General features: G+C 41.4%; 19 protein-coding genes and 5 tRNA genes. 1 reads left to right on the forward strand and 23 read right to left on the reverse strand.

Features of this window, described 5'->3' with window-relative positions; all coding sequences use genetic code 11:
• Positions 1-6: 6 nt before the first annotated feature.
• On the forward strand, positions 7-999 hold the full coding sequence (gene trhO, locus FAX86_RS13830) for an oxygen-dependent tRNA uridine(34) hydroxylase TrhO (RefSeq protein WP_144394002.1): 993 nt from the start codon (positions 7-9) through the stop codon (positions 997-999).
• Between the two features lie 65 nt (positions 1,000-1,064).
• Here trhO and FAX86_RS13835 read toward each other — a convergent pair whose 3' ends face one another.
• The 23 genes from FAX86_RS13835 to FAX86_RS22520 form a co-directional block, all read right to left on the reverse strand.
• Positions 1,065-1,472, reverse strand: coding sequence for a DUF6491 family protein (locus FAX86_RS13835; protein WP_144394003.1), 408 nt, complete (start codon positions 1,470-1,472; stop codon positions 1,065-1,067).
• A 147-nt stretch (positions 1,473-1,619) separates the two neighbouring features.
• Positions 1,620-2,804, reverse strand: coding sequence for an elongation factor Tu (gene tuf, locus FAX86_RS13840; protein WP_144394004.1), 1,185 nt, complete (start codon positions 2,802-2,804; stop codon positions 1,620-1,622).
• A gap of 35 nt (positions 2,805-2,839) precedes the next feature.
• A complete protein-coding gene (gene fusA / locus FAX86_RS13845; RefSeq protein ID WP_144394005.1) occupies positions 2,840-4,933 on the reverse strand; it encodes an elongation factor G in 2,094 nt (697 codons plus the stop codon).
• A 74-nt stretch (positions 4,934-5,007) separates the two neighbouring features.
• A complete protein-coding gene (gene rpsG / locus FAX86_RS13850; RefSeq protein WP_144394006.1) occupies positions 5,008-5,478 on the reverse strand; it encodes a 30S ribosomal protein S7 in 471 nt (156 codons plus the stop codon).
• Between the two features lie 133 nt (positions 5,479-5,611).
• A complete protein-coding gene (gene rpsL, locus FAX86_RS13855; protein ID WP_144394007.1) occupies positions 5,612-5,983 on the reverse strand; it encodes a 30S ribosomal protein S12 in 372 nt (123 codons plus the stop codon).
• Between the two features lie 186 nt (positions 5,984-6,169).
• Entirely contained in the window at positions 6,170-10,369 is a 4,200-nt protein-coding gene (rpoC, locus tag FAX86_RS13860) for a DNA-directed RNA polymerase subunit beta' (RefSeq protein ID WP_144394008.1), read from the reverse strand.
• Positions 10,370-10,452: 83 nt separating this feature from the next.
• Complete coding sequence (gene rpoB / locus FAX86_RS13865; RefSeq protein WP_144394009.1) at positions 10,453-14,589, reverse strand: DNA-directed RNA polymerase subunit beta; 4,137 nt, start codon at positions 14,587-14,589, stop codon at positions 10,453-10,455.
• 211 nt (positions 14,590-14,800) lie between these two features.
• A complete protein-coding gene (gene rplL, locus FAX86_RS13870; protein ID WP_144394010.1) occupies positions 14,801-15,181 on the reverse strand; it encodes a 50S ribosomal protein L7/L12 in 381 nt (126 codons plus the stop codon).
• 75 nt (positions 15,182-15,256) lie between these two features.
• A complete protein-coding gene (gene rplJ / locus FAX86_RS13875; RefSeq protein WP_144394011.1) occupies positions 15,257-15,784 on the reverse strand; it encodes a 50S ribosomal protein L10 in 528 nt (175 codons plus the stop codon).
• Positions 15,785-16,041: 257 nt separating this feature from the next.
• A complete protein-coding gene (gene rplA / locus FAX86_RS13880; RefSeq protein ID WP_144394012.1) occupies positions 16,042-16,746 on the reverse strand; it encodes a 50S ribosomal protein L1 in 705 nt (234 codons plus the stop codon).
• 3 nt (positions 16,747-16,749) lie between these two features.
• Positions 16,750-17,178: a 50S ribosomal protein L11 gene (gene rplK / locus FAX86_RS13885; RefSeq protein ID WP_144394013.1), complete on the reverse strand. Its 429-nt coding sequence runs from the start codon at positions 17,176-17,178 to the stop codon at positions 16,750-16,752.
• Between the two features lie 84 nt (positions 17,179-17,262).
• The gene (gene nusG, locus FAX86_RS13890) at positions 17,263-17,796 is read right to left on the reverse strand and encodes a transcription termination/antitermination protein NusG (protein WP_144394014.1); all 534 of its coding nucleotides are present in this window, start codon (positions 17,794-17,796) and stop codon (positions 17,263-17,265) included.
• Between the two features lie 10 nt (positions 17,797-17,806).
• A complete protein-coding gene (secE, locus tag FAX86_RS13895; RefSeq protein ID WP_144394015.1) occupies positions 17,807-18,184 on the reverse strand; it encodes a preprotein translocase subunit SecE in 378 nt (125 codons plus the stop codon).
• Positions 18,185-18,262: 78 nt separating this feature from the next.
• Positions 18,263-18,338: transfer RNA gene (locus tag FAX86_RS13900), tRNA-Trp, on the reverse strand.
• A 51-nt stretch (positions 18,339-18,389) separates the two neighbouring features.
• A complete protein-coding gene (tuf, locus tag FAX86_RS13905; RefSeq protein ID WP_144394004.1) occupies positions 18,390-19,574 on the reverse strand; it encodes an elongation factor Tu in 1,185 nt (394 codons plus the stop codon).
• Positions 19,575-19,673: 99 nt separating this feature from the next.
• Positions 19,674-19,749: transfer RNA gene (locus FAX86_RS13910), tRNA-Thr, on the reverse strand.
• Between the two features lie 14 nt (positions 19,750-19,763).
• Positions 19,764-19,837, reverse strand: a tRNA-Gly gene (locus tag FAX86_RS13915).
• Positions 19,838-19,865: 28 nt separating this feature from the next.
• Positions 19,866-19,949, reverse strand: a tRNA-Tyr gene (locus FAX86_RS13920).
• 142 nt (positions 19,950-20,091) lie between these two features.
• Positions 20,092-20,167: transfer RNA gene (locus FAX86_RS13925), tRNA-Thr, on the reverse strand.
• 73 nt (positions 20,168-20,240) lie between these two features.
• A complete protein-coding gene (locus tag FAX86_RS13930; protein WP_144394016.1) occupies positions 20,241-21,020 on the reverse strand; it encodes a type III pantothenate kinase in 780 nt (259 codons plus the stop codon).
• Positions 21,017-21,979 (reverse strand): biotin--[acetyl-CoA-carboxylase] ligase, encoded by a 963-nt coding sequence (locus tag FAX86_RS13935; RefSeq protein ID WP_144394017.1) that lies wholly within the window; start codon positions 21,977-21,979, stop codon positions 21,017-21,019. Before FAX86_RS13935 ends, FAX86_RS13930 begins: the two co-directional genes overlap by 4 nt.
• Positions 21,976-22,992 (reverse strand): UDP-N-acetylmuramate dehydrogenase, encoded by a 1,017-nt coding sequence (gene murB / locus FAX86_RS13940; protein ID WP_164503582.1) that lies wholly within the window; start codon positions 22,990-22,992, stop codon positions 21,976-21,978. The genes FAX86_RS13935 and murB overlap by 4 nt, the downstream gene beginning before the upstream one ends.
• Before the next feature lie 61 nt (positions 22,993-23,053).
• The coding region (locus tag FAX86_RS22520) for a hypothetical protein (protein ID WP_205859201.1) at positions 23,054-23,234 on the reverse strand (181 nt) is incomplete at its 5' end.

Here is a 23,234-nt window from a genome sequence, read left to right on the forward strand (position 1 = left end):
ACTATTATGACCAACAATCCTAAGTTTGTTGTCTGTGCGCTTTATAAGTTTGTAAAGCTTGAAGACTTTGAATCTATCCGTCAGCCATTATTCAAATTTATGATGGAAAATCATATCGTGGGCACTCTGTTGTTGGCTCACGAAGGTATCAACGGTACTGTTGCAGGTTCACGAAAGAACATCGACAGTTTAATCAAATGGCTGCAGCAGGACTCACGTTTAAATCCCCTTGAATTTAAAGAATCTTATACCGACGAATCACCGTTTAAACGAACCAAAGTAAAGTTAAAGAAAGAAATTGTAACGATGGGCGTTGAAGACATTGATCCCAACAAAACAGTGGGTACTTATATCGATCCAAAAGATTGGAATGACTTGATCAGTGCTCCAGATGTTTTAGTAGTCGACACACGTAATGATTATGAAGTAGAAGTTGGAACATTCAAAAATGCAGTAAACCCTCATACCGAAACATTTCGCGAGTTTCCTAACTATGTTAAGCAGCATTTAGATCCCGGAAAACATAAAAAAGTTGCTATGTTTTGTACGGGTGGAATTCGGTGCGAGAAATCAACAGCCTATTTAAAGGAGCAAGGTTTTGAAGAGGTTTATCATTTAAGAGGCGGAATCCTTAAATATTTGGAAGAAGTTCCAAAAGACAAAACCTTATGGCAAGGAGACTGTTTTGTATTTGATGATAGAGTTACTGTAAATCATGATCTCGAAAGAGGAAGTTATGATCAATGCCACGCTTGTCGGCTTCCAATAACGACTCAAGATAAACAGAGCGAACTTTATGAGAAAGGAGTGAGTTGTCCCCATTGTTTTGATAAAACAACTCCAGAACAAAAAGAACGGTACGCACAACGAGAGTTGCAAATACAACTAGCCAAAAAACGAGGTGAAAAACATATTGGTAATGAAGCATCCTCTATTTTGGCGCACAGAAAAAAAATCAAACGCGACAAAATAGCAGCTCAGAGAAGCGAGCCAAAATAAATCAATAATAGAGTTTCATTATTAAAGTAGTGATTTTCAAATTCGAATGAAACTCTAATATTCACTCATGGTTTTAAAGCTGTCAACTCATCAGCTTGTTCCTTGGTTAGCTTATATATCGACTTTATTCGGCATTTGCCAGCAATCGAGTCCGGAACAACAATTGAGTCAAATCCGGCATCGAGCGAAGAACCATCATTATCAATAACAATACGGTGAGCAAAAGGAAGGTCATTACATGGTGTATTTAACGTAAGTAAATAAGGTTTGTTAAAACTGGTAGAAACGATCAAATATTCTCGATTTAAAGAATTCCAACCATGGAACCTAAATGCAGTAATTCGAGCCGATTTTTCTAATTTTTGTTCTTTAATATATTTTTTATAGATATCATCTGACTTAGTTTTTTTTACAGTTGAGCAACCAAGCAAAACAGACAATAGTAAAATTAAAACAACTCCAAAAGGCTTCATCGATTTTCCTCCGCAACTTATAAACAAGTTTCAATACGTCAATGATAATAAACGAATTATTGGCAGAAATGTTTACACATTGTAAACATAAACTTGGAGCAATAAAAAAAGGCGCCAACAGGCGCCCTTTCAATCTAAAATACCTAATTAATCAAGGATTTTAGCAACAACACCGGCACCAACAGTACGGCCACCTTCACGGATAGCGAAACGTAAACCTTCATCCATCGCAATAGGAGCAATTAGCTCAACTACCATTTTGATGTTGTCACCTGGCATTACCATCTCTACACCCTCTGGAAGCTCTACCGCTCCAGTTACGTCTGTTGTACGGAAGTAGAACTGTGGACGATATCCTTTAAAGAAAGGAGTATGACGGCCACCTTCGTCTTTCGATAAGACGTAAACTTCTGACTCAAACTTAGTGTGTGGAGTAATTGTACCAACGTGTGCTAATACTTGACCACGCTCTACTTCTTCACGCTTAGTTCCACGTAGAAGAACACCAACGTTGTCACCCGCACGACCTTCGTCCAATAACTTACGGAACATTTCAACACCGGTAACCGTGGTCTTAGTCGTATCTTTCATACCAACGATTTCGATTTCTTCACCAACTTTAACGATACCGCTTTCAACACGACCAGTTACAACCGTACCACGCCCTGAGATTGAAAAGACATCTTCGATTGGTAGAAGGAAAGCTTGGTCAATCGCACGCTCTGGCTCTGGAATGTACTCGTCCAATGCTTTTGCTAACTCAACGATTTTCTCTTCGTAAGCTTCATCACCTTCCAACGCTTTCAACGCTGAACCTTGAATAACAGGTGTATCGTCGCCTGGGAATTCATAAGCGTCTAATAACTCACGAACTTCCATTTCAACTAACTCTAGCAACTCTTCGTCGTCTACCATATCGCATTTGTTTAAGAAAACAAGAATACGAGGTACACCTACCTGACGAGATAACAAGATGTGCTCACGTGTTTGTGGCATTGGGCCATCAGCTGCAGATACAACCAAAATAGCTCCATCCATCTGAGCAGCACCGGTGATCATGTTCTTAACATAGTCAGCGTGACCTGGGCAGTCTACGTGTGCGTAGTGACGAATGTCTGTTTCGTACTCAACGTGAGACGTTGCGATTGTGATACCACGCTCTTTCTCTTCTGGTGCATTATCAATTTCTGCGAAATCTTTTGCTGCTCCACCAAACTTCTTTGCTAATACGGTACACATCGCCGCTGTCAAAGTTGTTTTACCATGGTCAACGTGGCCAATGGTTCCCACATTGACGTGGGGTTTCGTACGTTCAAATTTTTCTTTAGACATGAGATATACCTCTGTGTGTGTTTTTAAGAGTAAATTTAACCATTAATAACAGTTTCAGCGACATTTGAAGGCGCCTCTGAGTATTTCAAAAATTCCATAGAGTAACTCGCTCTCCCCTGCGTAGCGCTTCGCAGGTCAGTGGCATAACCAAACATTTCTGACAGCGGAACCTCTGCGCGAATAATTTTTACGCCTCCAGCCCCATCATCCATGCCTTGGACCATTCCACGCCGACGGTTTAAGTCCCCCATCACATCTCCCATGTAGTCTTCAGGAGTTACAACTTCGACTTTCATCATAGGCTCAAGTAAGGCAGGGTTCGCTTTCAAAGCACCGTTCCGGAAGGCCATTGAGCCGGCAATTTTAAAAGCCATTTCATTCGAATCAACATCATGAAATGAACCGTCGAACAAAGTTACTTTGACATCCAGTACAGGGTAACCAGCAAGTACACCATTTTGCATTTGCTCTTGGATGCCCTTGTCAACTGCAGGAATATAGTCTTTAGGAACAACACCACCGACTATTTCATTTACAAACTCGTAACCAAAGCCTGGCTCTTGAGGCTCGATTTTCAACCATACGTGACCGTATTGCCCTCTACCTCCAGACTGGCGAACAAACTTTCCTTCTTGCTCGACAGCCTTCCGTAAGCACTCACGGTAGGCGACTTGTGGCTTGCCAATATTAGCTACGACATTAAATTCTCGTTTCATACGATCAACGATAATATCGAGATGTAATTCTCCCATACCGGAAATAATGGTTTGTCCAGACTCTTCATCTGTTTCAACCCGAAACGAAGGATCCTCTTGTGCAAGTTTGCTCAGTGCAATAGCCATCTTATCTTGATCTGCCACAGTTTTGGGCTCAACAGCGACAGAAATAACAGGCTCAGGAAACTCCATACGCTCTAAAATAATCTTGTGATCTAGAGCGCACAAAGTCTCTCCAGTAGTCACATCTTTCAAGCCAATACCTGCGGCTATATCTCCAGCCAAAACTTCTTGTACTTCCTCTCGACTGTTAGAGTGCATTTGAACAATTCTGCCTATACGCTCTTTCTTTTCTTTAACAGAGTTATAGACTTGGTCTCCAGACTTCAGAGTACCGGAATAAACTCGGAAGAAAGTCAGAGTTCCCACGAATGGATCAGTAGCAATCTTGAACGCAAGAGCAGAAAAGGGAGCCTTATCATCCGCGGGTCGCGCTTCCAACGTTTCTCCATCTTCAAGTACGCCTTTAATAGGAGGTACATCTACAGGAGCAGGCATGTAATCTACCACACCATCAAGGACGGCTTGAACGCCCTTGTTCTTGAAAGCCGAACCACACATAGCTACAACTAACTCATTAGCTAATGTCTGAATTCGAAGCCCCGTCTTTATTTCTTCTTCAGACAAGTCGCTTTCTTCGAGATACTTGTCCATTAGCTCTTCGGATGCTTCGGCTGCAGCCTCTACCATTACACCTCGTGCTTCTTCACAAGCTGCTTTCAAGTTTTCTGGAATGTCTTTGTATTGAAATGTCATTCCCTTGTCTTGTTCATTCCAATATATAGCCTTCATTTTAAGTAAATCGACGACACCTTCAAATTCATCTTCAGCTCCAATTGGTAACTGAACAGGAATAGGGCGAGCTCCGAGCCGATTCTTAATTTGGTCTATGACCCGCATGAAATCGGCTCCAGCACGGTCCATTTTATTTACAAAAACCATTCGAGGAACGTGATACTTATCGGCTTGACGCCAAACTGTCTCAGACTGTGGCTCTACACCAGATGAGCCACAAAAGACAACGACAGCACCATCAAGTACCCTTAGTGAACGCTCAACTTCGATAGTAAAGTCAACGTGCCCTGGTGTATCGATGATATTAATGCGGTGCTCAGGATACTGCTGCTCCATACCACTCCAAAATGTAGTAGTAGCAGCAGACGTTATGGTAATACCACGCTCTTGCTCTTGTTCCATCCAGTCCATGGTGGCTGCGCCATCATGGACTTCACCGATCTTATGCGAAAGACCAGTATAAAACAAAACACGTTCCGTAGTAGTCGTTTTACCTGCGTCTACGTGAGCACAAATTCCGATATTACGATAGCGTTCAATAGGAGTTTTACGCGCCACGAGAGTACCCTTCAAAAAATAGGAAAATTAGAATAACTCGTTCTAAAACTGTCATTATCTTAATTACAGTTTTCTTACCAACGGTAATGAGCAAACGCTTTGTTTGCCTCTGCCATACGGTGAACATCTTCACGCTTTTTAACAGCAGAACCACGGTTTTCCATAGCGTCTAGCAATTCATGAGCTAGTCGCTCTTTCATTGACTTTTCACCACGCTTTCGTGAGGCTTCGACCAACCAACGCATAGCCAAAGCTGTCTGTCTCGCAGGGCGAACTTCAACCGGTACTTGGTAGGTTGAACCACCTACTCGGCGAGATTTTACTTCTACTAAAGGACGGATTTTGTCCAGACCTTCTTCAAATGCAGGTAGTGCTTCTGTGCTTTTCTTCTCGGCAATTATATCCAAAGCACCGTAAACGATTTTCTCGGCTACAGATTTTTTACCATCAACCATGACGATGTTGATAAACTTTGCTAATAATTGTGACCCAAATTTTGGATCAGGAAGGATTTCGCGTGCAGCGATAACGCGTCTTCTTGGCATCTTATGTGCTCCTTCAGGTTAACCCGGGACCATATCGACAGTTAGTTCAAGGCCCGGCCTTACTCACATTCGAACAAATTGTTAGAATGGAATGTATGTGTTTATATTCAACCTATTTGCGTAATGCGTGCAATTACTTAGGTCGTTTCGCTCCATATTTTGAGCGACCTTGTTTGCGGTCTTTAACCCCGGCTAAATCCAAAGTTCCACGCACACAGTGATAACGAACACCCGGCAAATCTTTTACACGACCGCCACGAATCATTACAACACTGTGTTCCTGCAAGTTATGCCCTTCACCGCCGATATAAGAAGTTACTTCGTAGCCGTTAGTTAAACGAACACGAGCAACTTTACGTAATGCCGAATTAGGTTTCTTCGGAGTAGTCGTGTAAACACGAGTACAAACACCACGCTTCTGCGGGCAAGCTTCTAGTGCAGGTACGTTACTTTTCTGGATAACCTTTTTACGAGGCTTTCGTACCAGCTGATTAACAGTTGCCATTAATTAAACTCCAGCTCCTAGATATTAAATACTAGTCTTTCAAATGAGGCTCGTCCCTATACAGACCGACCTCAAGGGGCCCGGATTGTATAGAGCTAACCGGTTGGTGTCAAGACAAATAGACTATTCCATAGCCTGCCTGAACATTAACCACATGCGATGAAATCATCGCATGTGGTAATCTTTTTAAGAGTCGTTTCCGCTAAGGGCCTCTGTAAGCGCTTTTTCTGCATCAGATGCAGAAATGCTATGCTCTTCAGAGACTTGCTCTTGAAACTTATCCCTTCTGGATTGGTGATAACTAAGACCTGTTCCAGCAGGAATCAAACGACCCACGATAACATTTTCCTTCAAGCCCCGCAGATCATCATACTTTCCACTCACTGCAGCTTCCGTTAAGACTCGAGTGGTCTCTTGGAAAGATGCGGCTGAAATAAACGATTCTGTTGCGAGAGATGCTTTTGTAATCCCCATCAAATCGCGATTCAACTTCGCAGGCTCTTTTCCATCTGAGATGAGTTTATCGTTCTCTTCAAGAACTCTCACATATTCAATTTGTTCACCTTGTAAGAACTTACTATCTCCAGGATCTCCTATAGTACACTTCCGAAGCATCTGACGAATTATAACTTCAATGTGCTTATCATTAATTCCTACACCTTGTAATCGATAAACCTCTTGAACTTCATTAACGATATAATTTGCAACAGCATGAATGCCTTTCAGGCGTAAAATATCATGAGGATTGTCCGCACCATCTGATACAACCTCACCCTTTTCAACTTTCTCACCCTCGAAAACATTTAAGTGACGCCATTTTGGAATTAGTTCTTCATAATTATCACCTTCTTGAGGCGTAATAATTAGACGACGCTTTCCTTTAGTTTCTTTACCAAAGCTCACGGTTCCAGATATTTCTGCAAGTATTGCAGGTTCTTTCGGTTTACGAGCTTCAAATAAATCTGCAACTCGAGGCAAACCACCGGTAATATCTTTAGTTTTCGAACTTTCTTGTGGTATACGTGCTAGTGCATCACCAATACCAACTTCAGCTCCATCTTCAAGATTTACAATAGAGTTTGCAGGAAGTAAATATTGAGCAGGAATATCTGTTCCCGGTAAGTTCATTTCACTACCATCTGCATCAATCAGATAAATCATGGGCTTTAAATCAGCACCTTTACCACGTGCTTTTGACTCCGTAACTACGATAGAACTTAAACCAGTGAGATCATCGGTTTGACGATCCATATTGACGCCTTCGACCAAATCTTTAAATTTAATTTGACCTTTCAACTCTGTAATAATTGGATGCGTGTGAGGATCCCAATTAGCAACAACTTCACCTCCTGAAACCTTATCACCTTCTTTATGATCAAGTACCGCACCATAAGGTACTTTGTATCTCTCGCGTTCTCGGCCATATTCATCTATTAAATTGATTTCAGCTGAGCGTGAAACGATAACTAATTTCTCATCTTCTCGAGTTACAGTTTTGGCGTTATGAAGTTTTAAAACACCATCATTTTTAACTTGAACATTGTTCTCTGCTGACTGACGAGAAGCCGCCCCCCCAATGTGGAAAGTACGCATTGTTAACTGTGTTCCAGGCTCACCAATTGACTGAGCAGCAATAACCCCGACAGATTCACCTTGATTAATAATGTGTCCTCGAGCAAGATCTCGGCCGTAACAATTTGCGCAAACACCGTAACGCGTATCACAGGTAATAACTGATCGTACTTTAACTTGGTCAACACTGTGTTTTTCTAGCTTTTCTACCCATGCCTCGTCTAACAATGTGTTTGCTTCACATAACACTTCGTCTGAACCAGGGATATAAACATGGTCTGCAGTTACACGCCCTAGCACTCTTTCTCGCAATGGCTCAACAACATCACCACCTTCAATCAAAGGTTTCATTTCAACACCGTCTTGAGTTCCACAATCTACTTCTGTAATTACTAGATCTTGCGCAACATCAACAAGTCGACGAGTTAAGTAACCTGAGTTTGCGGTTTTAAGCGCAGTATCAGCCAATCCTTTTCGAGCACCATGCGTAGAAATAAAGTATTCGAGTACGTTTAATCCCTCTCGGAAGTTTGCTTTTATTGGACTTTCAATAATCGAACCATCTGGTTTCGCCATCAATCCACGCATACCAGCTAGCTGCCGAATCTGCGCAGCACTACCTCGAGCACCTGAATCTGCCATCATAAATATTGAGTTAAATGAAGGTTGCTCAACAACATTTCCTTCAGAATCCTCAACTTTATCAATAGCTAAATTATCCATCATAGCTTTTGCTACTTGCTCATTAGTATGAGACCAAATATCGACAACCTTGTTATAACGCTCACCTTGAGTAACCAAACCCGATGCGTATTGCTCTTCTATCTCTTTTACTTCAGCTTCTGCTTTCGCGATAATTTCAGCTTTTACCTCAGGAACTTCCATATCATTAATTCCGACTGAAGCTCCTGAACGAGTAGCGTATTTATAACCAGTGTACATTAAATGATCAGCAAAAATAACCGATGCTTTCAAACCAAGGGTTCGATAACACGAGTTAACTAATCGAGAGATGGCTTTTTTAGTCATAGCTTGATTAATCAAATCAAATGACAAGCCGTCGGGCACAATTTCCCACAACAATGAACGACCAACCGTGGTCTCCACCAATTTATTGACCGTATTCCGATTTCCATCTTTATCGATCGTCGTCTCATTCAAGCGTACTTTAATCTTGGCATGCAACTCCGCAGCGCCTGAAGAGTATGCTCTCAAAACTTCCGAAGTATCCGCAAATACCATACCTTCGCCGATAACATTAACCCTATCGCGAGTCATGAAATATAAGCCAAGTACGACGTCTTGCGTTGGAACAATAATCGGCTCACCATTTGCGGGTGACAATACGTTGTTTGTTGACATCATCAAAGCTCGAGCTTCTAACTGAGCTTCGATTGTTAAAGGAACGTGAACGGCCATTTGGTCGCCATCGAAATCCGCGTTGTATGCAGTACAAACCAAGGGATGTAACTGAATTGCTTTACCTTCGATTAAAACAGGTTCAAAAGCTTGAATCCCTAATCGATGAAGAGTCGGTGCACGGTTTAATAGAACAGGGTGTTCTCGAATAACCTCTTCTAATATATCCCAAACAACAGCTTCTTCGCGCTCAACCATTTTCTTTGCAGCTTTAATGGTGGTTGCTAGACCACGAAGCTCTAACTTTCCAAAAATAAATGGCTTAAACAACTCAAGAGCCATTTTCTTAGGAAGACCACATTGATGCAACTTGAGAGTCGGACCAACAACGATAACCGAACGGCCTGAGTAGTCAACGCGCTTTCCTAATAGGTTTTGTCGGAATCGCCCTTGTTTACCCTTAATCATATCAGCAAGAGACTTAAGAGGACGCTTATTTGATCCGGTAATAGCTCTTCCACGTCGGCCGTTGTCTAATAACGCATCAACTGATTCTTGTAACATACGCTTTTCATTACGCACAATAATATCAGGAGCATTCAAGTCCAGAAGTCGTTTTAAACGATTATTTCTATTAATTACTCGACGATACAAATCATTCAAATCAGAAGTTGCGAACCGACCACCTTCAAGCGGAACAAGAGGGCGTAAGTCAGGCGGAAGAACAGGCAACACTGTCATAATCATCCATTGAGGATCGTTTCCTGATTCCAGAAATGCCTCTAATAATTTAAGTCGCTTTCCTAATTTTTTAAGTTTAGTTTCAGAATTAGTATTCGGAATTTCCTCGCGCAGAGCAGCAGCTTCTTCTTCCAAATTTAGAGCAGAAAGAAGTTCTTGAACTGCTTCGGCTCCCATTTTAGCCTCAAATTCATCGCCAAACTCTTCCAAAGCGTCAAGATACGCTTCTTCAGTTAGCAACTGGCCACGCTCTAGCGTCGTCATTCCGGGCTCTATCACAACAAATGCTTCAAAATAAAGAACGCGTTCAATATCACGAAGTGTCATATCGAGTAATAGGCCTATGCGAGATGGCAACGATTTCAAAAACCAAATATGAGCAACCGGACACGCTAACTCAATGTGCCCCATTCGATCTCGACGCACTTTCGCTAGAGTTACTTCAACACCACATTTTTCACAAATGACACCACGGTGTTTCATTCGTTTGTACTTTCCGCACAAACACTCATAATCTTTAACAGGTCCAAAAATCTTTGCACAGAATAACCCATCTCGTTCAGGCTTAAATGTTCTGTAGTTTATTGTTTCTGGTTTTTTAACTTCACCAAAAGACCAGCTTCTGATCATTTCTGGTGACGCAAGACCGATTTTAATTCGATCAAATTCTTGAGTTTGATTTTGCTGTTTGATGAAATTCAGTAAGTCTTTCAAAGCAATTCTCCTTCAGGGAGTTAATGTCACTAAGAGTTCGTTTGCTGCGAGCCCGGTTAAAGGCTCGCTAATACACAAACTCCCTATTCAACCTCGAGCTCGATATCGATGCCGAGAGAACGAATTTCCTTCACCAATACATTGAAGGATTCTGGCATTCCAGGCTCCATGCGATGATCACCGTCGACGATATTCTTGTACATTCTTGTACGACCATTGACATCATCAGATTTGACAGTAAGCATTTCTTGTAGAGTATAAGCTGCACCATAAGCCTCTAGTGCCCAAACTTCCATCTCTCCAAAACGTTGTCCACCGAATTGAGCTTTACCGCCTAGTGGCTGTTGCGTAACAAGACTGTACGAGCCCGTAGAACGAGCATGCATCTTGTCATCTACTAAGTGATTAAGCTTCAACATGTACATGTAGCCAACGGTTACTGGGCGATCAAACTTATCCCCCGTCCGGCCATCAAATAATTCGGTTTGTCCTGAAGAAGGTAAATCAGCCAACTCAAGCATGTGCTTAATTTCTGTTTCGGCAGCACCATCAAAAACAGGAGTGGCCATCGGGACACCACCTCTTAAATTGTTAGCAAGAGTCATCACCTCTTTATCGGACAAACCTTCAAGATCAACCGTAGGCTCTTCACGATGATTGTATACTTGACCAAGAAACTCTCGAAATTTTTCTACTTCTTGTTTCTCTTCAAGCATGCCACCAATTTTATGACCTAATCCTTTGGCAGCCCACCCCAGGTGAGTTTCCAAAATCTGACCAATATTCATCCGAGACGGTACACCCAGAGGATTTAAAACAATATCTACTGGCTCACCATTTTCTCGGTACGGCATATCTTCAACAGGAACAATATTAGAAATAACACCTTTGTTTCCATGTCTACCAGCCATTTTATCGCCTGGTTGAACACGTCGTTTAACCGCCATGTAAACTTTAACAATTTTCAAAACACCAGGCGCCAAATCGTCACCTTGTGTTATTTTCATTTTCTTAATTTCTAATTTCTTTTCAAACTCTTTGCGCTGCTCTTCAAGATACTGAGTTAACTCTTCAAGTTTTTGTTGCTTCTCTTCATCACGCACTTGAATCTCAAGCCATTGGGAACGTTCCAACTCAGACAAATACTCTTCAGTTACTGTAGAGCCTTTCTTGATTCGATTTGGACCTTTTTCAACGACTGTATCCAACAGCAAAGTGTAAGCACGTTGATGGATATTGCCTTCCAAAATTCTAAACTGATCGTTTAAATCTTTTTTGGCGGCGGCAATTTCACTGTTTTCGATTTCAGTAGCTCGCGAATCTTTTTCTACACCATCTCGTGTAAATACTTGAACATCGATAACCGTTCCGACTGTACCTGAAGATACGCGCAAAGAAGTATCTTTTACGTCACTAGCTTTCTCACCAAAAATCGCTCTTAAAAGCTTTTCTTCTGGAGTCAACTGAGTCTCGCCTTTAGGCGTGACTTTGCCTACCAAAATATCACCAGGTTTTACTTCAGCACCGATATAAACAATACCCGCTTCATCAAGCTTTGAAAGCGCACTCTCTCCTACATTAGGGATATCAGCAGTGATTTCTTCAGGTCCTAACTTCGTATCTCGGGCAATACAAGTTAGTTCTTGGATATGAATACTTGTAAAACGATCTTCTTCAACAACTCGCTCTGAAATAAGAATGGAGTCCTCGAAGTTGTAACCATTCCATGGCATAAATGCCACTAAAAGATTCTGACCAAGAGCAAGTTCACCAAGGTCAGTAGAAGGACCATCTGCTAGTACATCACCGCGCTCAATGATATCACCAGGACTGACTATCGAGCGTTGGTTTATACAGGTATTCTGATTCGAACGTGTATATTTAGTTAAATTATAAATATCAACACCTGCATCACCGGATGTTGTTTCATCTTCATTGACGCGAACAACAATTCGAGAAGCGTCGACAGAATCGATTACTCCGCCACGACGCGCTTTAACCGTTACTCCAGAGTCAACAGCAACAGTTCGCTCCATTCCAGTTCCAACAAGAGGCTTTTCAGCTTTTAACGTTGGAACAGCCTGACGTTGCATGTTTGAGCCCATTAATGCACGGTTCGCATCATCGTGCTCTAAGAATGGAATCATCGATGCCGCTACCGACACGATTTGCTGTGGTGAAACGTCCATATATTCAACACGCTCTGGAGTCGTTAACGTAAATTCACCTTCATGACGACAGGGAACTAAATCATCTGTTAAGTTCCCACCAGCATCGGTAGTAGCATTAGCTTGGGCAATTACATATTTCCCTTCATCAATTGCAGAAAGATAATCAACTTCGTCGGTTGTTTTTCCATCTTTAACACGACGATATGGGCTTTCTAGGAATCCGTAATCGTTAGTCCTAGCGTAACACGCTAATGAATTTATCAATCCGATATTAGGTCCTTCTGGTGTCTCAATTGGACAAACACGCCCATAATGAGTTGGATGTACGTCACGTACCTCAAATCCCGCTCTTTCACGTGTTAAACCACCAGGACCTAAAGCGGAAACACGTCGCTTGTGAGTCACTTCAGATAATGGATTATTTTGATCCATAAACTGAGAAAGCTGACTTGAACCAAAAAATTCTTTGATAGCCGCAGATACTGGTTTAGCATTAATTAGATCTTGCGGCATCAAATTTTCAGATTCGGCTTGAGATAATCTTTCTTTTACAGCTCGCTCGACACGCACCAATCCAACTCGGAATTGGTTTTCCGCCATTTCACCAACACTTCGAATACGACGATTTCCTAAATGATCGATATCGTCTACAGCTCCAATACCATTACGAATTGAAACGAGAGTTTTAATAACTTCAACGATATCAGATTCACTTTTGTAATCTTCATAAAGTTTTTTAGAAAAATCATCTTTTAACGATGAGAAGTACTTACCATCATAAAGAACTCCTGGGCCAGTCAGTTCTTCACGATCAACCCGTCGATTAAACTTCATTCGACCAACACCAGATAAATCATATCTGTCTTCAGTGAAAAACAAGTTGTGGAATAAAGCTTCAGCCGCTTCTTTTGTAGGAGGCTCACCAGGACGCATCATGCGGTAAATTTCTACAAGAGCGTCTAAAGGCTCACGAGTCGGATCGACACGAAGTGTGTCTGAGATGTATGAACCATGATCCAAATCATTTGTATAAAGTACTTGGAATGACTCAACACCATTTTCTATCAACGTTACAATTAACTCTTCAGTAACTTCTGCATTAGCCTCAACGATCAATTCGCCTGTTTCTTTATCAATAATATTTTTAGCTATAGCTTTTCCAAGAAGAAAATCATTCGGAACATCGAGTAATTCCAGTCCTAGTTTTTCCATTTGTTTTATGTGGCGGACAGTTATCCGACGTCCTTCTTCAACAATCACATTTCCTTTTGTATCTTTAATATCAAAACTCGGAGTTTCGCCTCTTAAACGTTCAGGAATAAGTTTTAGCTTTACGTTCCCATCACTATCTAACTCGATAGAATCGGTATCAAAAAATATTTCGAGTATTTCTTCTGTATTATACCCCAGTGCTCTTAATAAAATTGTTGCAGGTAATTTTCGACGTCGATCAATACGAACAAAAACGGAGTCTTTAGGATCAAATTCAAAATCTAGCCATGAACCACGATAAGGAATCACACGTGCGTTATAAAGCAACTTTCCCGAAGAATGTGTCTTTCCTTTATCAGAATCGAAAAACACACCAGGAGAACGATGCAACTGAGAAACGATAACTCTCTCTGTACCGTTGATAACGAATGTTCCATTTTCCGTCATCAAAGGCATTTCGCCCATGTAAACTTCTTGCTCTCTGATATCTTTAACTGCTCCGGTCTTAGATTCCTTGTCATAAATCACTAATCGAATCTTTACTCTCAGAGGAGCAGCGTAGGTAACACCACGAATTTGACACTCTTTGACATCAAAAACGGGTTCTCCTAATCGATAGCTCACATACTCCAAGGCTGCTGAGCCCGAATAAGAAGCAATAGGAAAAACAGATTTAAACGCCTGATCTAAACCAGAATCTTTTGAGTCGCCCAATTCATTGATAAACGAGCGATAAGAGTCTAGCTGAGTGGCAAGCAAATAAGGGACATCAAGAATTTTTTTACGAGTCCCGAAATCCTTACGGATTCGCTTTTTCTCTGTGTATGAATACGCCATCTGGGTTCCTCAGTTAGCTTACAGGGGTAATACAATCAATCAACACTTGATACGGAGATGCTGACTGCATGAAATCGGTATAGAGCCTTGAAATTAAAGCCCGTATCAAACCGGTTCGACCGTTATTTTTAAACGACAAAACGGCCGAGCGCTTCTTAAGCGCTCAGCCGGAATTGTGTTGGCGATTTATCTCGCCAAAGTCAAACTTAAATTATTTAAGTTCGACTTCTGCACCAGCTTCTTCAAGCTGCTTTTTAAGTTCTTCGGCTTCTTCTTTAGAAGCAGCTTCTTTAATAGTTGCAGGTGCGCCTTCAACCATTTCTTTCGCTTCTTTAAGACCAAGACCAGTTGCACCACGAACCGCTTTGATAACAGCAACTTTGTTGCTTCCAAAGCTTTTCATTACTACGTCGAACTCAGTCTTCTCTTCAGCAGCTGCACCAGCGTCACCGCCGGCAGCAGGACCAGCGACTGCAACAGCAGCTTGTGCTGATACACCGAATTTTTCTTCCATTGCTTCAACAAGCTCAACAACTTCCATTACGCTCATGTCTGCAATTGCATTTAAAATATCGTCTTTAGATAGAGCCATGACTCTTTCTCCTGGGTATAAGTAAAATTAAATTAAATAAATTCGTAAAACCGAAGTTTACTTTTAAACCGAATATTACGCCGCTTGCTTCTGATCTTTCACCGCCGCGATTACTCGAGTAATTCGCGATGGGAATTCGTTCAATGTACGAGCCAGTTTGGTAACCGGTCCGTTCATGACCATCATCAATGAAGCAATTGCTTCTTCTTTAGTTGGTAACTTAGAAACAGCTTCAAGCTGTTCTGCACCATGTAATTCACCACCAATTGCAACAGACGTTGCCTTTAATGCTTCCGCTTCTTTAGAAAAGTCATTGATAAGGCGCGCTGCCGCACCTGGCTCATCTATAGAAAACGCACAAATTACAGGCCCAACCAAAGCGTCAGACATGCAGGCGAACTCGGTACCTTCGATAGCTCTTTTAGCCAATGTATTTCTGATTACTTTCAGATATACATTTGACTCTCGAGCTTTCACACGTAATGAAGTCATTTGCTCGACTGTCATTCCGCGGTACTCGGCAGTAACAGCTGATAGTGCTTTTGAAGCTACTTCGTTAACTTCAGCGACTATCGCTTTTTTGCCTTCAAGTCCAAGTGCCACTTTCGTTCACCTCCAGTGTTTCCTGTTAAAAAACTCTTAACAGGGTTAACATATTTCAGTCGATAATAAATTATCAACCAAACTTAACACGGTGAACCGTCCCAGAAGTCTGAGTCGGGATACACCGTCTGCGTAGGCTATATTTAAGAGACCAATACCAAATAAACTTTGGCTCACCTACGGTCTATGACGGTTCCTTACAAATAATAATATTTACAAGGAACCCAAGCTCTGTCTCGCTCTCGCGAGTCTAAAGCTTAATCTCTAACTGCTTCAATAGAAGCTTTATCAATTGTCAATCCAGGTCCCATTGTCGAAGAAAGTGAAACTTTCTTCATATAGGTGCCTTTAGCTGAAGCAGGTTTTGCTTTTTTAAGAGCTGCAATAAGAGAGCCCATATTTTCAGTTAAAGCTTTAACATCAAATGAAATTTTTCCGATACTCGCATGTACAATACCATTTTTATCAGCACGATATTGAACCTGCCCAGCCTTCGCATTTTTTACAGCTGTCGCGACATCAGGAGTTACCGTACCAACTTTTGGATTAGGCATTAATCCTCGTGGCCCCAAAATCTGACCCAACTGTCCAACAACACGCATTGCATCAGGACTTGCAATAACAACGTCAAAATCCATATTTCCTTTTTTAACTTCTTCAGCTAGGTCATCCATTCCTACAATGTCAGCACCCGCTTCTTTCGCAGCATCAGCATTGGCGCCTTGAGTAAATACAGCAACTCTAACGTCTTTACCGGTGCCGTTTGGTAACACTGTCGCACCGCGAACAACTTGATCTGACTTGCGAGGATCTATTCCTAGATTTACTGCGATCTCTACAGTTTCAGCAAACTTAACAGAAGAAACATCTTTTAAAAGCTGAAGAGCTTCTTCAACACTATACGCCTTATTACGATCTACTTTTTCTTTGATCAGCTTAGCGCGTTTTGATAACTTAGCCATTGACTAACCCTCCACATCCACGCCCATCGAGCGTGCAGTTCCAGCAATCGTATTAACAGCAGCATCCATATCGGCCGCGGTAAGGTCAGGTTCTTTCATCTTAGCAATTTCTTCTAACTGCGCACGACTGATCTTACCTACCTTCTGAGTATTTGGGTTCGAACTTCCAGATTTTAAGTTTAATGCCTTTTTAATAAGCACTGACGCTGGAGGAGTCTTTGTTACAAACGTAAAACTACGATCGTTGTATACTGTAATTACAACAGGAATAGGTAAACCTTTTTCGACTTTGTCTGTCTCCGCATTAAACGCTTTACAGAACTCCATAATGTTCACACCATGTTGACCTAAAGCAGGACCAACCGGAGGACTAGGATTTGCCATACCAGCTGCTACTTGCAACTTAATATAAGCTTGTACTTTCTTAGCCATATTTCACCTCAATTTGGGTACAATCGCTTTTCAGCTCCCCACATTTACACAAGACCTGAGCTTTTTTACTCAAGCTTAAAAAAACTAACCTTTTTCGACTTGTCCAAACTCTAATTCTACTGGTGTCGAACGACCAAATATAAGAACAGAAACTTGAAGCCTATTCTTTTCGTAATTAACAGACTCTACTGTCGCGTTAAAATCTGCAAATGGCCCATCGATAACCCTTACAACCTCTCCAGGCTCGAAAAGAGTCTTTGGCTTTGGTTTATCACTGCTATCTTCCACTCGTTGCAGTATAGCGTTTGCTTCTCGTTCAGATATCGGAGCAGGTCTGTCAGATGTTCCACCAATAAAACCCATTACTCTTGGAGTTTCTCTTACCAAATGCCAAGAATCGTCGTTCATCTCCATTTCAACTAACACATAGCCTGGAAAAAACTTTCGTTCACTCTTGCGTTTCTGGCCCGCTCGCATTTCTACGACTTCTTCAGTTGGGACTAAAATCTCACCGAACTGATCGTCTAACTCGTGTAACTTAATGCGCTCTTCAAGCATTTTTTTTACTTTGGACTCATATCCAGAATAAGCTTGCACAACGTACCATCGCTTTGCCATCAAGAACTCCCTAAAGGCTCATAACAGATTTGACGCCCCAGCCGAGCAATGCATCAACGCCCCACAAGAACAGTGAAACAATAGTTACAAACACAACAATAATTAATGTCGTCTGAATCGCCTCTTGACGAGTTGGCCAGACAACCTTTCTCACTTCCATCCTAGACTCTTTTGCAAAGTTGACGGCTGTCTTACCTTTTTCTGTAGTTGCAGCTACGAACAATGCGATCAAGATGGCAGCAATTATTACTATTATTTTCACTAAGTCAGACATCGTGTCGATTTGTGCAAAATAGTGATTAGCATAAACAGCACCACCAACCAATAATGCAACTATTATCCACTTAACGCTATCTAACCCAGATGATGTTTTAACTTCAGTACTCACGTCTGATTTACCCTTAATATATACGCAACAAGGCCGTAGCTTTATTCCACTTAAGAACTCAGCTAAGCCTTGCGAATTTGGCAGGCCAGGAGGGAATCGAACCCCCAACCTGCGGTTTTGGAGACCGCTGCTCTGCCAATTGAGCTACTGGCCTGTTTCTCTTGAGTAAACATACTCAAGAGAGAACTCGTTTTAATAAAACTAATTAATCAAGGATTTTAGCAACAACACCGGCACCAACAGTACGGCCACCTTCACGGATAGCGAAACGTAAACCTTCATCCATCGCAATAGGAGCAATTAGCTCAACTACCATTTTGATGTTGTCACCTGGCATTACCATCTCTACACCCTCTGGAAGCTCTACCGCTCCAGTTACGTCTGTTGTACGGAAGTAGAACTGTGGACGATATCCTTTAAAGAAAGGAGTATGACGGCCACCTTCGTCTTTCGATAAGACGTAAACTTCTGATTCAAACTTAGTGTGTGGAGTAATTGTACCAACGTGTGCTAATACTTGACCACGCTCTACTTCTTCACGCTTAGTTCCACGTAGAAGAACACCAACGTTGTCACCCGCACGACCTTCGTCCAATAACTTACGGAACATTTCAACACCGGTAACCGTGGTCTTAGTCGTATCTTTCATACCAACGATTTCGATTTCTTCACCAACTTTAACGATACCGCTTTCAACACGACCAGTTACAACCGTACCACGACCTGAGATTGAAAAGACATCTTCGATTGGTAGAAGGAAAGCTTGGTCAATCGCACGCTCTGGCTCTGGAATGTACTCGTCCAATGCTTTTGCTAACTCAACGATTTTCTCTTCGTAAGCTTCATCACCTTCCAACGCTTTCAACGCTGAACCTTGAATAACAGGTGTATCGTCGCCTGGGAATTCATAAGCGTCTAATAACTCACGAACTTCCATTTCAACTAACTCTAGCAACTCTTCGTCGTCTACCATATCGCATTTGTTTAAGAAAACAAGAATACGAGGTACACCTACCTGACGAGATAACAAGATGTGCTCACGTGTTTGTGGCATTGGGCCATCAGCTGCAGATACAACCAAAATAGCTCCATCCATCTGAGCAGCACCGGTGATCATGTTCTTAACATAGTCAGCGTGACCTGGGCAGTCTACGTGTGCGTAGTGACGAATGTCTGTTTCGTACTCAACGTGAGACGTTGCGATTGTGATACCACGCTCTTTCTCTTCTGGTGCATTATCAATTTCTGCGAAATCTTTTGCTGCTCCACCAAACTTCTTTGCCAATACGGTACACATCGCCGCTGTCAAAGTTGTTTTACCATGGTCAACGTGGCCAATGGTTCCCACATTGACGTGGGGTTTCGTACGTTCAAATTTTTCTTTAGACATTAGAAGCCTCCCAAAGCGTCTAGAAGACATTGATTAATAAACTATTTCTAATACTCGCCGAGGGAGCTATAAAGCAAAAACCCTGACAGCTTGCAAGCCTGGTGCTGATAGGCAGATTTGAACTGCCGACCTCACCCTTACCAAGGGTGCGCTCTACCAACTGAGCTATATCAGCATCATACTAATTACTGGAGCGGGTAGCGGGAATCGAACCCGCATCATCAGCTTGGAAGGCTGAGGTTCTACCGTTGAACTATACCCGCAAGTGCCAAATAACGGCTTAGTAGAAACTGGTGGAGGGGGCTGGATTCGAACCAGCGAAGCTTTCGCGTCAGATTTACAGTCTGATCCCTTTGGCCGCTCGGGAACCCCTCCGAACTTTAGCTATCAGCTACAACCCTTGAAGTTGCTGCAAAGAGCCATGAGTTAAGTCAGCAATTACCTTTACAAAACTGACTGACCTTTCCCCTACTCTATCTTTAAAGTGACTCATACCAATGAGACACTTTTTTAAATTTGGTGCCGGCTGCCGGAATCGAACTGGCGACCTACTGATTACAAGTCAGTTGCTCTACCAACTGAGCTAAGCCGGCTTTTATCACTTGAGGAGTCTCCCTCAAAAAGTGAGGCGCAATTTTAGCTACATGATTTAGAAATGGCAATGCTTTATTGCATTTTTTTGTGATATTTCTTATAGATGGCTAATAATCCTTCAAAGACAAGATTCGGCCTAAATTGTACGGTTAGATTTTTGCTTTCTAGTATTGGGCGTATATTAGAATATAACAAAAAACCATCCCCACCGGTAAAAACTAGATTATCAACATCAAAACGCATCGCTTGTGTAACGATGAAATTAGAGATCTGAGCAAAAATTCCATTTTCAACACATTCATCTGTATTCGTGCCAAGAACCATCTTAGGAGCCCTAGCCTTGTTGGTCCACACTTTTTCTGTTGATCCAAGCAAAGCTTCTCTTTGCTTGCTGAGACCGGGAACAATAAACCCACCTATATGCTCCGAATTATTCGGTAATAAGTCTAATGTTATGGCAGTACCTGCATCTACGACCACGCAGCCATGTTTTGCAAGCGACAAACATGCATTCATAGCTAACCACCTATCCACTCCTAAATTTTCCGCTTCTTGATATGCTATTTTAAGACTAGAAATAGAACCATCTGTTATAGCAACAAAAGGAGAACCAGCAATCCAAGAAGGTAAACTTTCAAGAAGATTTCTAGTTGTGCTATCTTTGACACTAGAAATAAGAAGACTTACTTGCTCGAGATGGTAAGAGTTAAGCTCTTGTCGAACAAGAGACCAAAATTGGCTTAAAGATTTTTGTTTATGATCAAATCGTTTAAAAATAGAAGATTCAACAGCTTTGTCTTCTGGTAAAACCATCCATTTAAGAAAGCTGTTACCAATATCGATGAGTATCACTCAATAATCTCCCTAATAGAAACCTCACCTCCGTTGTATGATTTAATTATACCATCATCTTCGATTAGTATAGCCCCTGTCTCGTTTACTCCCGAACACTTACCTACAATTTTACTATTCGTTGAGAACAAACAGACAGGTTTTCCATTCAGTTCGTCAAATTTATCCCATAATTTTTTGAACCCGACAAATCCCAGGGCAGAAAACTGATTAACGGTATTAATTATTGTTTTAGCGATGTACGCAACAATTTCATTTCTAGTAAGCCCTTCAGCACAAAAGCCTTTCAGATTACTCCAAGACTGATCTATGGAATTATTCTCAGGCATATTCCAATTAATTCCAACTCCAATAACTGCTTCGAGTCCCTTCTGCTCATCATGGGCTAATTCAATTAAAACGCCTCCAACCTTTTGACCATATAATTTCAAGTCGTTAGGCCACTTTACTTTGATATCAGCAGCTCCTAGATTTTGAAACCTATCTGCCAAAGTGCACCCTACAGCAAGGCTGAGCCCAGAAAGCTCACTCATAGATAAACTGAGTTTGATTTTGCATGAAAGGTAAATATTACTAGCGAATGGCGAATACCATTCTCTACCGAGTCTACCTCTACCAGAATATTGAAACTCCGAAGTGCATATTTGAACATTACTTTTACAACTTGGTCTCGAAATCAAAAACTGATTAGTTGACGCAATGCTACTAAGTACATGTAAGTCTTCTCGGTCAACGAGCTCTGAAAGTAAAGCAAATATTTTATCTTTGCTTAAAAGATCTATTCCACCAGGAATTTGATAACCTCTACCTCGAACACAAAAAACCTCAATTCCACTTTGCTCGATTTTCTTTATTTTTTTCCAAACCGAAGTTCTAGACACCCCGAGAGTGTTAGATAAATCCTGTCCCGAGTGAAATTGCCCATCACTAAGCAATTGGAGAAGAGGCTCTAGCTTCACGAGTTAATGCTCGAATTTGTCAGAACTCTCACTTCCCTTTCTAAGGTGAGTCCGTAAGCATATTTCACTTTTTCAATGACAAATTCAGATAGCTCAAAAATTTCCTTACCTGTAGCGTTGCCTAAATTAACCAATACCAATGCTTGCTTTTCATATATACCCGCATTACCTTTTTTAAATCCTTTCAATCCTAAATTATCTATTAACCATCCCGCGGCAATTTTTGTTCCCGACTTCGCAGGAAATCCTATTATATTTGAATATTCTTTTCTTATCTCTTCAAAAACTTCATTAGAAACAATCGGATTTTTAAAAAAGCTTCCTCCGTTACCAAGCTCGCCAGGATCGGGAAGCTTACTTTGTCTAATATTAATAACTTGATTCGCAACATCCAAAGGAGAGATAGCACTACTATTATTAAAGCTTTTCTTTAAAGGAGAGTAATCTAAAACTGGATTAAAACTCTTGTCTAATCTACAAGAAATAGACATTATTAGATACCTATCCCTCTCTCTTTTAAAAATGCTATCTCTGTAATCAAATCCACATTCTATATTTGAAAACTCCTTTACGACACCCGACTCAAAGTCATATACGGTCAATGAAACTAGTCGATCCTTCAACTCAACGCCATAGGCACCAATATTTTGGACGGGCGCTGCACCAACTTTTCCTGGAATTAATGCCAAATTCTCCAAACCAGAATATCCATCTGAAATAGTTTTCATTACAAACGAATGCCAGTTTTCACCACTTTCAACGGTAACAATAACTGAGTTTTTCGTTTCATTATGATATCGAATCCCTTTTCTATTCGACATAATAACATCGTAACTTAGAGGCTCGACAAATAGTAGATTAGAACCACCACCTAAAATAAGCTTTTCTTCATCTTTATATCGCCCTAGAACACTTAGATCAGTGTGCGAATCAAGAACAATTAAATTATTTGCAGAGGCAGGAACCTGAAAGGTGTTGAAACTAGTCAAATCGACTCTTTCATTTGAAGACAAGCTATAACTCCTCTTTAAAAACAACTAGTCTATCAACTCGCAAGCAAGTTTATCCACTAATCTAGGTTTTGTCTTTTACTTCTAAATCTATAGTCAAAGTCTTATATTTTAAGTGGTTTATTGTTATTAAACTGAGGGATATAAAAAAGCCCCAGCACGGTATGTGCAGGGGCTTATAATTAAATGCCTGGCGATGACCTACTCTCACATGGGGAAACCCCACACTACCATCGGCGCTGAAC

Origin of the sequence: Pleionea sediminis, from assembly GCF_007570825.1 — a bacterium.
Classification (GTDB): domain Bacteria; phylum Pseudomonadota; class Gammaproteobacteria; order Enterobacterales; family Kangiellaceae; genus Pleionea; species Pleionea sediminis.